Source organism: Paenibacillus lutrae (assembly GCF_009757775.1).
Lineage (GTDB): Bacteria > Bacillota > Bacilli > Paenibacillales > NBRC-103111 > Paenibacillus_F > Paenibacillus_F lutrae.
Genome location: NZ_RHLK01000014.1, coordinates 1 through 14,539 on the forward strand (window position 1 = coordinate 1; position 14,539 = coordinate 14,539).

The window sequence follows — 14,539 nt, forward strand, 5'->3', positions numbered from 1 at the left end:
GCCACCTGGCTTTGGAGAACCGGTGGCTCAAAACAGAAACTTACTGCATTTTTGAGTTTTTTATTTCTCCAAACAAGACAAACTCCTGAGTTCCATTCGGAACAAAGGAGTTTGTCTGCAATCTGAGGCAGGGCCCCTGGGGCCCCTGCCTTTGTTTAATTCTTAGTGAAATAGTAATCGCCGAAGGACTGCAGGTGCAGAACTTATTAGCGGCAGCCTCTTTCCCGGCTGCTTCTTTACTGCTCCGTATTGTCGCATGTCCCGCTCGCTTGTTCATCCTGATGATGCCCATTCGAGTCCTCGCCTGCATATGCCCATACGGAGACGCTTCCTCCGTTTACAGGGAACACGGCAAAACCGTCTTCACCGATGGTGATTTGCTCCTGCCGGTTGCCGGTCAGATCCGTCCACTGCTCACCGGCACGATTCTCTCCGACACACATCCTTTTCTCGCCATTGTCGCCGTTTGAAATCACAACCGCAATTCCGGAATGCTCAATCTCTTCCACGCCGCGTCTTACCCAGCCAACGGTGTTCGGATGATCGAAGTAATCCTCCTGCGTGCCATATGCTTTATGGTAGCGCGCCTCCAGCAGAGGATCAATGTCGGCCTTCTTCCCTTCGGCCGGAGCAGGCCCTCCAATTCCGAAGTAGTCTCCATAAAAGACACATGGATAGCCTTCTTCACGCAGCAGAATCAGGGCATAGGCACTTTGCTTAAACCAGTCTTCAATCCAGGATTCCAGTGCTTCGTGAGGCTGAGAATCATGATTGTCTACGAAAGTGACCGCATTCGAGGGGTGAGAACTGACCAGTGTATCCTGAAAAATCGTAGAGAGATCAAACTCCCGCCCTTCCTTGGACGCCGCGTGCAGTTTATAGTGCAGCGATACATCGAATAAATCGATTCTATAGTCCAGCGTATCCAGAAAAGCTTGGCAGGCTGCGAGGTCCGACTTCCAGAACTCTCCGACAATATAGAAATCTTCGCCGCGTTCTTTGATCATTTCGGTTGCGAATTCTTTCACAAACTCGTGATTGATATGCTTGATGGCATCAAGCCTATACCCGTCGCAGCCCAGTGTGTTCCCGAGCCATTTGCCCCAGCGGATCATTTCCTCCCGCACACCAGGATGGCTGTAATCGATATTGGCGAACATCAGATAATCGTAATTGCCGAACTCGTCATCGACATTTTCGTTCCAATCTTTATGCTCGCCTACGATTTTGAACACCCCGGTTCGGTCTTCCTTGGCGTCATAGTCCGTGCCGTTGAAATGCCCGAAATCCCACTTGAATGCCGAATACTTCTCTCCGCGTCCCGGGAAGGTAAACTTCGTCCACCCTTCAATATCGAAAGGTTCCGAGATTTCTTCGGTCCGGTCATGCTGGTCTACCTCGATTACTTTGAAAAGCTCTTTCTCATCCGCACCCGCTTTATGATTCATCACGAGATCGGCATAAACGCACAACCCGTTCTCCTGGCAGGCAGCAATTGCATCAAGGAGTTCCTGTTTTGTACCATATTTAGTCCGTACGGTTCCTTTTTGATCGAATTCGCCGAGATCGTACAAATCATACACGCCATAACCGGTATCCTGGTCGGACTGGCCCTTGGTAACAGGCGGGATCCAGACGGAATCAATTTTGAGCCGTTTCAATTCCGGAGCCATTTCTTTAAGACGGTTCCAATGAGAACCATCGGCTTCTACGTGCCATTCGAAAAATTGCAGCATGGTGTGGTTTCGCTTCATACGTATTCCCCCTCAGATAGATCTATGGCGAGTTTCTCTCTACTACAAGAGCACTCTTGCTGTCCGCGGCCTTATGACGGCGCCGGTTATCTAGAGGATGATTACCCTTTGCAGGGCATTACTTAAACCACTGCTTTTGGAAAGCGGTACTGAAAGCCGGAAGTCTTGCAGATAATTCTTATGAATTGCTGTTATCACTATACTCACGGGACCACGGCAGTTGCATAGGAATTATGGCTCATGTCCCATAGATGCTGAAACGTCTCCCTTAATTAAAAGCGCAAATGAGGCTTAATGTCGAATAAAATAAAGAAAGGGCACTATTCGTATGGAATAGGAGAGAATTGTCTCCTTGTTTTGTATAAAAACACCCCTGTTATCCCAATTACAATCGAATATAATGGAATTCAAGACAGTATTCTTCCTCTTTTTTTCCTCAAGTATCCAGGTTTATTTCGCGTTTTTCAATTATTTCCCACTGCCAAGTCAGATTGACTAGTTCTTTATTCTTACCTGCTTGATCCCGATGCACATAATTCCGCTTTAAATTCAAGCCTTAAGGCTGAATTTAGAAACAATACCGCCCGAAGGAAAAATATTGGAGGTGAACGTTGTAAGCCTTTGTGACCGGTATTGTATAAATCTAAAGTAAATGGGGTGCAAAATGGAAGCGCTTAAGAAAAGTATTTTATGGAAATGGCTCGTTTTCATTCTGTGTACAGGTATGATTTTCTCCTCGTACATTTCTGCTTTTCCCGGAATAGCTAAGGCGAACTCGGCTGATATTGAAGGTCATTGGGCTCAGGCTCAGCTGACTGAATGGCATCATAAAGGGCTCTTGGAGGGATATCCGGACGGTTCATTGAAGCCGGACAAGGCTATCACTCGTGTGGAACTGATGGCGCTTATCAACCGGTTTTTCAATTTAACCGAAACGAAAGACATTCAATTCTCTGATGTAACAATCGAGCAGTGGCAGTATAAGGAGGTCAGCAAAGCCGTAGCGGCAGGCTACGTTGATGGATACAGCGACGGAACAATTAAGCCGGATCAGCTGATCAGCAGGCAGGAAGCGGCGGTCATGCTATCCCGGGTACTTCCGCTTGATACACAGTTAGAAGACAAACTGGAGGGAATTAAGGACAGCTCAGAGATTGCAGAATGGAGTGAAAAAGCGGTAAACGCAATGGTAGCAAAGGGCGTTATTGATGGTTATGAAGACGGTACATTCCGTCCGAACGGCAAATTAACCCGCGCGGAAGCGGTGGTTCTGCTCAGCCGTACACCATCCTTGCAAGCGCTTACCAACTATGATAAGGCAGGTACTTACGGTCCGGCAACGGGTACGGAAACCATCCAAGGCGGGGTTTCGATCACCGTACCGGGAGTTACTTTGCAGAACATGGTCATCAAAGGCGACCTGATCTTGGGCAAAGGAATCGGTGAAGGTGACGCTACGCTCAAGAACGTGAAAGTAGAAGGAACCACAACCGTTAACGGCGGCGGCGCCAACTCTATTTATATCGTAGATTCCACTTTGGGTACGGTCGTGGTGGATAAGGCAAGCGGTATAGTGCGGCTTGTTGTCAAGGGCAACTCGTCCATCAAGAATCTTATTGTTAATTCACCTGTAAAATTAGAAGAAGAGGCGCTGACAGGCGCAGGGTTCGTGGATGTTCTGCTATCCAAAGAGCTGCCTGCGGAAACATCCGTTACGTTGTCCGGAAATTTTGCCACACTGACAATTGCGGGGCAAAAAATCAAGGTTGATCTCGTTAAGGGAACTATCGAAACGGTCAAAGTTACCGGCAGCGATTCCGCTATCTCTATTCATGCGGATGCAACGATTGTATCCCTTATCCTGGATGCAATTGCTAAAGTTACAGGCAACGGAACCGTTCAATCTGTTACCGTAAATGAAGGCGGTAAAGGGTCTGCTTTTGACAAAGCGCCCGGTAAAAAAGACGGACCGCAGAAAGATTCCATCGTGGTGGGCACACCTGGCTACGGCGGCGGCGGTTCTGGCGGCGGAGGAAATACCACCGAGCCTGCGGCAGCCAAGAAACTGATCGCTTATGCAGCCGGATGGGAAACCTATTCTGCAGAGAATCCGATTGATGCGACGAAACTGACGCATCTGATCTATTCGTTCACACACGTAAAAGACAGCAAGATCGTTCCAGCTCCTTATCAGAATGATGCGGCGAACTATGCTTATCTGCATACTCTGAAGAATCAAAACCCGAAACTGAAGCTCATGATTGCGATCGGCGGCTGGGGGGCGGATGGCTTCTCGGATGCAGTCTTGACAGAGGATTCCCGTAATACGTTCGCAGACAGCATTGTGAAGTATGTCGTGGACAACAAGCTGGATGGGGTGGACCTGGACTGGGAGTACCCTACTCTAAGTGAAGACGGTGTCATGAAGGCTAGACCCGAAGACAAGCCTAACTTCACGTTGTTCGTGAAACTTCTTCGCGAGAAACTGAATAAACAAGGACTTAGGGAAAATAAGTACTATGAAATTTCGATGGCCGCCGGAGCAAGCAAGAAGAAGATGGACGGAATCGAAGCGGACAAATTAGCGGCGATTCTGGATAACATCAACATCATGACGTATGACTTCGAGGGTGGCTGGTCCACCAAAACCGGACACCACACGAACCTCTACGGCGGCTCCATCAGTGTCGATTCCGTCGTAAAGATGTATAGAAATGCAAACGTGCCTGCTAACAAAATTGTGATCGGAGCGGCTTTCTACAGCCACATCTGGTACGATGTAAAGTCAACCGATAAGAACGGATTGGGTCAGGCTGCTACAGGGAGCCAGAATACACCGACTTATAACGTTATTGCACCCATATATAATAAGGCGAACGGCTTTACCCGTTATTGGGATGATGCGGCAAAAGCTCCGTATCTGTTCGACGGCAGTACATTCCTGTCTTATGACGATGCGGAGTCTGTAACGGCAAAAGCTCGGTATGTCCTCGAGAAGGATTTGGGCGGCGCGATGTTCTGGGAGTATGGACAGGACCGGACGGGCGTTCTGGTCGGTGCTTTAGCCGATGGACTCCAAGGAAAATCCTATGTGCCAGATAATGCTGTACCTGCGGCTCCGCAAGTGCGGAATGTAACCGAGGGTCAGACGTATACTTCCGGTGTTCTGCCGAACTGGACGGATGCCCCCCGAACGGTAAGCGCAGCTACCCTCAACGGTAAAGCTTACACGAAAGGTACCGGCATTACAGAAGCAGGGACCTATGTCCTTGTTGTAACGGCAGGAAATGGAATATATGGTAAGACGGCTTCTACAACCGTCAACTTTACTGTAGATCCAGAGAAGAAAGTAATTGCATATGCAGCCGGATGGAATACCTATTCTGCGGATTCAAATCCGATCGATGCTGCGAAGCTGACTCATCTGATCTATTCATTCACGCACGTGAAGAACGACCGGATCGTCCCGGCCCCTTATCAGGATGATGCGGCAAATTATGCTTATCTGCATACTTTGAAGAACCAGAATCCGAACCTTAAACTGATGATAGCGATCGGCGGCTGGGGAGCGGATGGTTTCTCAGATGCGGTCTTAACCGAAGATTCCCGCGATACGTTCGCAGATAGCATTGTTCAGTATATGGTGGACAATAGTCTGGATGGGGTGGACATCGATTGGGAATATCCTACCCTTAGTGTAGACGGTGCAATGAAATCAAGACCTGAAGACAAAAAAAATTATACTCTGTTCTTGCAGAAGCTACGTGAGAAGCTGAATGTCCAAGGACTGAAAGATAACAAGTATTACGAGATCTCTATGGCTGCAGGAGCCAGCAACGATAAACTTGCAGGGATTGAAGCTGAGAAAGTAGCAGGTATTTTAGATAATATTAACATCATGACGTATGACTTCGAGGGCGGTTGGTCCACTAAGACCGGACATCACACGAACCTTTATGGGGGAGGAGCATTCAGTGTCGATTCGGTTGTAAACAACTATAAAGCAGCTAAAGTGCCAGCTAACAAAATTGTGATCGGAGTGGCCTTTTACAGTCATATCTGGTACGACGTTAAATCGACAGATAAGAACGGACTAGGTCAATCGGCTACAGGCAGTCAGAATACGCCAACCTATAACTTAATCGCTGCTACGTATAATGAAGTGAACGGCTTTACCCGTTATTGGGATGATACCGCTAAAGCTCCGTACCTGTTCGATGGCAGCACCTTCTTATCCTATGATGATGCGGAATCAGCAGCGGCCAAAGCTCAATACGTACTCGACAAAGAATTGGGCGGAGCCATGTTCTGGGAGTATGGACAAGACCGGACGGGCGTTCTGGTCGGTGCTTTAGCCGATGGTCTCCAAGGAAAACCTTATGTGCCTAGCAGCGCTGTTCCTGCAGCTCCACAGGTAATTAACGTCGTGGATGGCCAGACGTATACTTCCGGCGTTTTGCCGAACTGGACAGACGCTCCCGGAATAGTTAGCGGAGCTACTCTTAACGGTAAGATTTATACGAAAGGCACAGGAATTACCGAGGCGGGGACGTATACCCTTGTTGTAACCGCCGCTAACGGGACATTGGGCAAGACGGCTTCTACAACCGTCAACTTCACAATTAAACCGCAGAAGAAAGTCATCGGTTACATCGCAGGTTGGGAAGATTGGTCTGTAACCAATTCTGTCTATGCCAACAAGCTGACGCATCTGGATTATTCCTTCACTCATGTTAAAGATGGGAAGATTATTCCGCTTGCTGGACAGAAAGATGATGAGAACTATGCGTACCTTCAAAGCTTGAAAGCACAGAATCCGAACTTGAAAATCCTGATCGCCATTGGCGGCTGGGGTGCAGATGGTTTCTCGGATGCCGTGTTAACCGATGAAGCACGCAATATTTTCACAGACAGTATTATCGATTACATCAAACAGTACAAGCTGGATGGGGTGGATCTCGACTGGGAGTATCCTTCCATCAGTGCGGATGGTGTTATGAAGGCAAGACCCGAAGATACGAAGAACTTTACTCTGCTTCTGCAAATGCTGAGAGAGAAGTTGAATAAACAAGGATTGGAAGACAACAAGTATTATGAGATTTCAATGGCAGGCGGAGCTGGTACCCAGCATATTGCTGCAGTTGAAATCGACAAGATTGCTCCTTTGCTGGATAACATCAACATCATGACCTATGACTTCGAAGGTGGCTGGTCTGCTAAAACCGGACATCACACGAATCTGTACGGACCTGGTATGAGCGCAGATATGGTTGTGAAGAGATACCAGGCGGCAGGAATGCCGTCGAATAAAATTGTAATCGGAGCGGGCTTCTACAGTCACATCTGGTACAATGTCGAGTCGACAGATAACAATGGGCTTGGACAGAAAGCTAAAGGCAGTGGAAATGCTCCGACCTATAATGATATCCTGGCGAATTATAACAGCGCTAACGGGTTCGTCCGTTACTGGGATGATGCAGCCAAAGCTCCTTACCTGTTTGACGGCACAACATTCCTTTCCTATGACGATCCGCAATCCGTAGCCGCCAAAGCGCAGTATGTGGTGGATAATGATCTCGGCGGGGCTATGTTCTGGGAATACAGCATGGATAAAACAGGAGCTTTGCTGGATGCGATCGTGAATGTAATTCCAGTAAATCCTTAATTTCGAATGAACAGTCTCGCTAATCATCTTTTATCTTATTAAAACCTTTAAGCCCGGAATCAGCACTGATTCCGGGCTTTTCTTCGTCCAGAAGCCGTGCCAAGTACAAACATCTGCTTTTGGGGTATAGTTATTATAGGAAGTGGCATCACCGTATTTGCGTGAAGGGGGAACAGGATGAACACCATCAGCAGGACCGGACTAGCGCTTGTACTGTTTCTAATGATGATTTGCACGACCGTTGCCGCTGCGCCGCCAGCTCCAGAAAGAACGGGGATAGTGACAGATCCTGCCGGTTTATTGACTTCTAGTCAGGCCAGACAAGTGGAGCAAGAACTTCAAGGCCGGGATTATGAGGTGCTCCTTCTGACAGCCAAAGGGCTGAATGAACAAGAAGGAGAGCAGCTGGCTAACACGGCTTACGATCAATGGGGATTGTCGGGAAATCAGCTTATGCTGGTCGTTACGACTTCTCCTAACTATGTACATCTCGTCTTTGACAATGAACAACTCCAAACCGCAGTCTCGAAAACCAAAGCGAAGAACGCGAAAGGAATTGTTGATCTTAATTTTGTTCCGCTTGCGGGACAGGGGAGAGTTGCCGAAGGAATTCTGGCCATCAGCAACTATGTGAATGATCTGCCCCGTGTAGCAGGGCCCGGGCTTGGAGGAGCAGCCGTTTCAAGCGGTATATCCGGCGCGACTCTGACCACAATCGCCGTATCCGTAATTCTGCTGCTCGCTGCCGTACTGCTTGGTATGCGGTACAGGAGAATGGCGCGGACCCGCAAGCATCTGGAGGAAGCCAAACGCCTGTACGCAGAAGCGCAGCCGGTTCTGAACGGGCTGCTGTTCTCAGACATTTTTCAGGAGCTGGAGAAAGGTTTTCTTCAGGGGGAGACGCGTAAGCAAGCCGAAGAACTCGAGGCGGCTGTTCTTGCATTTCAGGGCGAATCCGGTAGCTTAGAGGAAAGGCTGCAGGCGCAGCGGGCTGCTTTCTTCGGTAAGGCAGCCGAAGAGAAGAGCGCCCGCAAGCTCGCGCAGGATGTAGGGGATTATATGAGTCGGCTGGAGCCTTACCGAACCCGGCTGACGGAGTTTGAGAAACAATCAGCCCAGGTAAGAAGATCAGTTGAGCAGGCTAAGGAACAGTTTGCCGCAGCAAATTCTTTGGTTGAAGCATGGGCTGCAAAGACCTCTTACCCTCTATCTGTAATGAAGATGAGAGTACAGGAAGCTCAGGCTGAACTGGAAAAGGCTGACGAATTGGATGAGTTCGATTATCTGCAAGCCGGGAGCTCGGCCCAGACCTCGCTGAAGCAGCTGGAGGCAATCCGAATTTCCATAGACGTGCTTGGCAAGCTGGAGGCGGAACATCCCCGCTACCTCCCCCGCGTTCAATCGCTGGAGGAAGAGCTGAGGAGTATAGCCGCGCGGGAGAGGCTTCTGCTGACGGATGGTGACCCGTATGCCATTCTGCAGAAAACCAGCAATGCAGTTCCCCAACTTGCCGCACGTCTGCAGGAGGGGGATGCGGAGGAAGCACAGCGCACAGCAGGCCGGATCGAGGAAGGTCTAAGTTCGGCGCGTGCGCTTGTCGAAGAAATGATTCATAACCGGGATTCTGCTCTAGAAGCCGTGCGTGAACTTGAGGGACTTGTACAGGAGCTGACCGATTTCGATCGCGTTTATCGTAACGAATCGGATAAGCTGGGTGCGGACTTCGCGGCCAATCACAGGCACGAGCAGACGGAGAGATATAACAGACTGCTGCAGGCGCAGGAAGAGATGGTCCGGCTGCTGTCAGAGGTCCGGTCGGAAGTCGCCGCGGACGTTCAGGAATATAGACGGGCAGCCGAACAGAGCGGGAAGGCACTCCAGCTTGCTGCGGAAATCAGGCAGTTAAGACAGCTCATTCTGGGCTACTACGATAGCTTGAACCAGCGGGTCCGCTCAGTACAATCCCATCTGCAGCAGGTTCAGGAGCGGTTTTATCAAGCGTCCTCAAGCTTCGGTCAGCTGGGAGTGAACCGGACGGAATTGGCAGGGATGATAACGGACGGCATCCGAAGCACGGAAGACCTCCAGCGGCAAATGGAAGGCTCCGGCCTTGATGTAGACCGGTTGGAGGAACAATTGCAGAGATCCGCTGCAGACAGCTTGCGTGTTGCAGAGCAGGTGCAGCAGTTGGTCCAGGAGAAAGAAGAGGCTGTCCGCCATCTGAGGAAGTTTGAAGAAGAGTACCGCAGCAGGCACGCGCGCTATAGCCGCAGCATCAGCCTTTCCCGGTACTCCTCCGGCTATGGAACGCTGGCGGAGGAGAGCGAGCGCCTGATCGCGCAGGGCCTCTTCGTGGAAGCGATGGGGCAAATCGCGGCTGGCGAGCAGATCTTGGCGCAGATGGATCGCGATTATCAGCGTCATGTGTCCGCGGAGCGTGCGCGCAGGAACGGTCCCGGAGGACCGGGAGGCGGAGGCCGGTCTTCCGGCAGTTCTGGCTGGGGCGGGCAAGGAGGGCGCTCCTCCGGTAGTTCCGGCTGGGGCGGCGGGCGCTCTGGGGGCGGAGGAAGATCCTCGGGCTCGTCCAAGTGGTAGCAGTTGGTGTGTGAATATGCGAATACATGGATATGGATTGTGAAGGAAATTCTTCAGTGTCCATGATACGCTGTCTGTCGTCTGTAACATGAATAAGAAGAACAGGCTGGGGGCTTCCCCAGTCTTTTTTATGTTTGTCTTCGACATTTGTTGGGAGCCCGCATACATGCGGAGACCTTCCATATGTTTTTTACAGAAGATTGACAAAAAGAGAAGAAGCGAATATGATAGTAACATAATAATTTTTAGTAAGTGGTTATTTTTTAGTAAGTTAATTACAAGGGGGAAATTCACATGACAAATTCCAAATGGATCGTAGATTCTACACACAGCAGCCTGGACTTCACGGTTAAGCATATGATGATCGCCAAAGTAAAAGGTAATTTTGCGTCTTTCGAAGCACAAATCGATGCAGATCCTTCCGATCTTACGACGGCCTCCGTTTATGTTTCGGTTGACCTCAACAGCGTGGACAGCCGCAATGCCGACCGTGACAACCACCTGCGTTCCGCCGATTTTTTTGACGTAGAGAAGAATCCCGAGATGACCTTCCGGTCTACCCGAATTGTAAAAACCGGCGATGATGAGTATAAAGTAACAGGAGATTTCACGCTGCATGGCGTTACACGTCCCGAAACGTTCGATGTTACCTTCGAGGGAGCAGGGAAAGATCCATGGGGCAATGAGAAAGTAGGCTTCAGCGGCAAAGGAAGTATTAAACGCAGCGATTATGGTCTCACTTACAATGCTGCACTGGAAACAGGCGGGATGCTGATCGGGGATGAAATTAAAATTTCAATCGATCTGGAAGCTTCCAAACAAGCTTAAGGTTAGGAGCAGCTAGTGGAGTCCCGGCAATAAATCAACAGAATCACATTCTTCCCATAGGCAGCAGGACATAGGTTCTGCTGTCTTTTTCTGCATGTAACACATGGAACCTGTAGATTTATTCAGCAAGCTGACAAATGGATAAAGATTTAAGGGGAGACGATCTCAAGAGAGGCCGGATGAAACGTATCACCTTCGCTCCCGTATAGTACGTCCAAATGCTCGAAAGGAGGTATGACGTATGCTGCGCAAATTATTGGGTAAACTTCTCGGCCAAGACAAACACAGCAGTTCGCATTACCGTCCTAAACACAGCAGTGACGATTATCGGAAGCATGGCAAGCAGAAATATGGCAATCATAACAACTACGGCCACAACCATTACAAGAAAAAACGTTCTTCAAGTTCGTACAGCAGTTAGTCTGCTGCAGGAAGCAGAGGCAGAATGTCATCCACACAAGTACAGATTTCTTCTGCATTCAGAAAAGGCTGTTCCGTCATTAACAACCGGCGGAGCAGCTTTTTTGTTGCCGGGTGAAGCTCCAGCTCATGTCCCCATCCCCGGCTCGGGTCCGATTCCGCGATTGCGGCGGAAGAATCCGGTCCCGCATCCTCCATGGCGTAGGTGCTGTAGAGCAGGAAGAGCAGCAGATGGCCGATGGCATAGAAATCGCTCGAAACATGCAGCGCGCGCCTAAACTTCTTCTCCGAAGGATCATCGTCCAGGGCATCGAGCTCTTCCCATGCCGGAGGCTCTGCAAGGAGATCGCCTGAGGCCGGAATCTCCCGGGCCAGCCCGAAGTCGATCAGCTTCACCGTATCTCCGTCCAGCAGCACGTTAGCGATGGAAATATCGCGGTGGATGATGCCCTCCCCCTGCAGAATTATCACCAGATCCAGCAGCTGACGGATGATGCGCAGAGACTGCGATTCCGTGAACTTCCGCTCATCCCGGAACAGCAAGGCGTCCAGACTGCTGCCCGGCATAAATTCCATCGCAAAACAGCGCTGCCCCCGCCAGAGGAACGATTCGTAGACAACAGGGAAAGCGGGATGGCTAAAACGACGCAGCATGTCCGTTTCCATGCTGTAAATAAGATCGGCGCGGCTGCTGCCGCCCCGCAAAGGCCACACCCGCTTCACTACACAGTCGCGGCCGTGCTGCAGGTCCTCGGCTAAATACGCTACGCCGTAGCTGCCCGACCCTAGCCAGCGCCCGATCCGGTACCGTCCCGCGATAACCGAGCCCTTCCTGAACGGAATGCCGCCCAGAAGGCGCAGAGCGGAGCTTATTTTTTTATGAATGATAGATAAAGCGTGTTTGCGGTAACTCCGGGTTAGGTTGAACATCTGTGAGGTGCCTCCAGTTTCGCGCGCGTCCTCGGATTCTTCAGAGATGAAGGGAGAGGTTATGTCTATAGTAATTCATGGAGATCCCGTTTGTCATACACGGAGTGGATACTGGAAGAACAGCCTTTGCAAAGCAGAAGGTTCGGTGGGTTTAAAAGGGTTTTTAGCGAAAGATCCCAGTTAACTTGACAATGCAGCAGATGTCTTTGTAAAGTAACGGATATATAATTGGGAAGAAAGTGGAAGGGGGACCGGCGGCAATGAATAAACAAATTCTATACATAGAGGACGATGCCGAGATAGGCAAATGGGTGGACGGTCACTTGACGGAGCGGGGCTACGACGTCATCTGGCTCACCTCCGGGGACAAGGCGGCCGATTACTGGGAGCGGAGCGACCTGGTCATTCTGGATGTCATGCTGCCGGGACTCGACGGCTTCTCCATCGGACAACGGATGAAGAAAACTTATCCCGATACGCCTATCCTGATGCTGTCTGCAAGGACCGCTATCGACGATAAGCTTCAGGGATTGCAGTTTGCCGATGATTACGTGACTAAGCCGTTCCATCCCGATGAACTCACCGCGCGAGTGGAGGTTCTGCTGCGCAGAGCGGGCAAGCTGTCGGCCCCTATGATTCAGCTTCATCATTTGAAGGTGTACATGGAGGAGAACCGGATCGTAGATTCGAGAACGGACGAAGAAATCATGCTTACCGGCAAGCAGTTTCAGATTTTTATGTACTTTCTGCGGCACCCTAACCAGATTCTGACCAAAGAGCAGCTTTACGAAGGCGTGTGGGGAGAGCCTTTTATTGATGGAGATAAGTCCCTGATGGTTCACATCCGCTACCTTCGGGAGAAAATCGAGCGTGATCCCGGTCAGCCGGAGATCGTGGAGACCATCCGCGGCATCGGCTACCGGGTGAAATTATGAAGATGAAATGGCGTCACTCCCTGCTCGTCAAATATCTGGCGATCGTCATTCTGGCGATGCTGATTTGGCCCTTTATTTTTCCGCTTGCGGCACTTGTGTATTACGTGCCCGAGACATTGAACCGGGATCAGTCGCAAGAGCCGAATCCTTATGCTCACGGTGACAGAATCGAAGAGTGGTGGCACAAGGAGGCGCAGAAGTTAAGCGGGGCAACCCCGGAAGTTCTGGATCAGGAGCTTCGCACCTACAAAGAAAAGCTTCCGAAAGCGGATTTTTTCTGGGTGGATGGTGCGAGTTCATCACGTCTTGCTCTGCCGGAGCGCACGGATCTTCCGAAGCAGTGGTCTTTTGACGACGGCATAGCGTTTATGAAAAAAAGTTATGAAAAAGATCCCTTCACCGTAGTCGCGTTTATCGGACAGGACCCGGAGCAGGGCTTTATGGTGATTCAAATTCCGCGGGCGCTTATGAAATCTGAAGATCCGTTTTATTCACAGAAATATGTCATAGTCATTATTCTTGCGATCTTTCTCTTGTTTCTCTTTGTCTCATGGCTGTTCTTTTATAAAATACGCAGGCGCCTGGTCCGCCTGGAAGAGGCGATGGCGCTGCCGGAAGGCAAAGATATCCCGCACTCCATTACCATCCGCAAAATGGATGAAATCGGCCAGCTGGAGCAGGCGTTCAACCGGATGATCGAGGAGCTGACGACCAGCCGCCAGCGGGAGCGCGAAGAGGAGGGGCTGCGTAAGCAGCTCATCGCTAACCTGTCGCATGATCTGCGGACCCCGCTGACCATTATCCGCAGCCATGCTTACACGCTGGACAAAGAGCCTCTGTCGGAGCAGGGACGTGCTTCCCTGGCGCTGATCGGCACCAAATCCGACGATTTGAACCGGCTGATCGACAATCTGCTCTCTTACACGCTGCTTTCCGCGCGCAAATACCCGCTTACGCCGGTGAAGACGGATATGATCCGGCTTATGAGGACTTCTGCAGCCGGCTGGTATCCGGTTCTGGAAGAGGAAGGGTTCGAGGTCGATGTGCAGCTGCCGGAAGAGCCGCTGTATTGGAACATCGATCCCCGGTGGTTTAACCGGATTCTGGACAATATCTTCCAGAACGTCCTGCGCCATGCCAAGTCGGGCAGCTATGTTTGTCTGCGCACCGAAGTGAAGGAAGGGCGCACCGCGCTCGTTATCCAGGACCGCGGCCCGGGTATGCGTACTCCTTCGTCCGGGAAGGGAGCGGGGATCGGCCTGACCATCGTGGCCATGATGGTTAAAGAAATGCGCCTGGAATGGGATATCGTCAGTACCCCGCAGGGCACGAAAGTCTATATAACAGGCACGGATTTAAACGAAATTTAACCAACAGGAACCTTTCGTTTTAACCTTCACCCTTTAGGATAA

8 protein-coding genes are annotated in these 14,539 nt (G+C 50.5%); 6 read left to right on the forward strand and 2 right to left on the reverse strand.

Translation table 11 applies throughout. The features are described 5' to 3' along the window. Window positions 1-236 precede the first annotated feature (236 nt). Window positions 237-1,754: an alpha-amylase gene (locus EDM21_RS19150; protein WP_157338059.1), complete on the reverse strand. Its 1,518-nt coding sequence runs from the start codon at window positions 1,752-1,754 to the stop codon at window positions 237-239. A 664-nt stretch (window positions 1,755-2,418) separates the two neighbouring features. Between EDM21_RS19150 and EDM21_RS19155 the strand changes: the two genes are divergently transcribed. From EDM21_RS19155 to EDM21_RS19170, 4 genes are all read left to right on the forward strand, one after another. Beyond that, window positions 2,419-7,419 carry a glycosyl hydrolase family 18 protein gene (locus EDM21_RS19155; RefSeq protein WP_157338060.1) on the forward strand — a complete coding sequence of 1,667 codons (5,001 nt, stop codon included), beginning with the start codon at window positions 2,419-2,421 and terminating at the stop codon, window positions 7,417-7,419. 177 nt (window positions 7,420-7,596) lie between these two features. Continuing rightward, entirely contained in the window at window positions 7,597-10,014 is a 2,418-nt protein-coding gene (locus EDM21_RS19160; RefSeq protein WP_157338061.1) for a TPM domain-containing protein, read from the forward strand. Window positions 10,015-10,308: 294 nt separating this feature from the next. Beyond that, window positions 10,309-10,842, forward strand: a complete 534-nt coding sequence (locus tag EDM21_RS19165) for a YceI family protein (protein ID WP_157338062.1) — start codon at window positions 10,309-10,311, stop codon at window positions 10,840-10,842. Window positions 10,843-11,083: 241 nt separating this feature from the next. Further along, on the forward strand, window positions 11,084-11,263 hold the full coding sequence (locus EDM21_RS19170) for a hypothetical protein (protein WP_157338063.1): 180 nt from the start codon (window positions 11,084-11,086) through the stop codon (window positions 11,261-11,263). Here the strand turns inward: EDM21_RS19170 and EDM21_RS19175 are convergent. Further along, complete coding sequence (locus EDM21_RS19175) at window positions 11,260-12,192, reverse strand: serine/threonine protein kinase (RefSeq protein ID WP_157338064.1); 933 nt, start codon at window positions 12,190-12,192, stop codon at window positions 11,260-11,262. The genes EDM21_RS19170 and EDM21_RS19175 overlap by 4 nt on opposite strands. A gap of 260 nt (window positions 12,193-12,452) precedes the next feature. Between EDM21_RS19175 and EDM21_RS19180 the strand changes: the two genes are divergently transcribed. After that, window positions 12,453-13,127, forward strand: coding sequence for a response regulator transcription factor (locus EDM21_RS19180; RefSeq protein WP_157338065.1), 675 nt, complete (start codon window positions 12,453-12,455; stop codon window positions 13,125-13,127). Continuing rightward, window positions 13,124-14,497 (forward strand): sensor histidine kinase, encoded by a 1,374-nt coding sequence (locus EDM21_RS19185; RefSeq protein ID WP_338044022.1) that lies wholly within the window; start codon window positions 13,124-13,126, stop codon window positions 14,495-14,497. The genes EDM21_RS19180 and EDM21_RS19185 overlap by 4 nt, the downstream gene beginning before the upstream one ends. Window positions 14,498-14,539: the final 42 nt, after the last annotated feature.

Excerpts from the sequence above, each read along its gene's own strand:
- EDM21_RS19150 (WP_157338059.1), bottom strand. The coding sequence starts at position 1,754 with ATGAAGCGAAACCACACCATGCTGCAATTTTTCGAATGGCACGTAGAA.
- EDM21_RS19155 (WP_157338060.1), top strand. The coding sequence starts at position 2,419 with ATGGAAGCGCTTAAGAAAAGTATTTTATGGAAATGGCTCGTTTTCATT.
- EDM21_RS19160 (WP_157338061.1), top strand. The coding sequence starts at position 7,597 with ATGAACACCATCAGCAGGACCGGACTAGCGCTTGTACTGTTTCTAATG.
- EDM21_RS19165 (WP_157338062.1), top strand. The coding sequence starts at position 10,309 with ATGACAAATTCCAAATGGATCGTAGATTCTACACACAGCAGCCTGGAC.
- EDM21_RS19170 (WP_157338063.1), top strand. The coding sequence starts at position 11,084 with ATGCTGCGCAAATTATTGGGTAAACTTCTCGGCCAAGACAAACACAGC.
- EDM21_RS19175 (WP_157338064.1), bottom strand. The coding sequence starts at position 12,192 with ATGTTCAACCTAACCCGGAGTTACCGCAAACACGCTTTATCTATCATT.
- EDM21_RS19180 (WP_157338065.1), top strand. The coding sequence starts at position 12,453 with ATGAATAAACAAATTCTATACATAGAGGACGATGCCGAGATAGGCAAA.
- EDM21_RS19185 (WP_338044022.1), top strand. The coding sequence starts at position 13,124 with ATGAAGATGAAATGGCGTCACTCCCTGCTCGTCAAATATCTGGCGATC.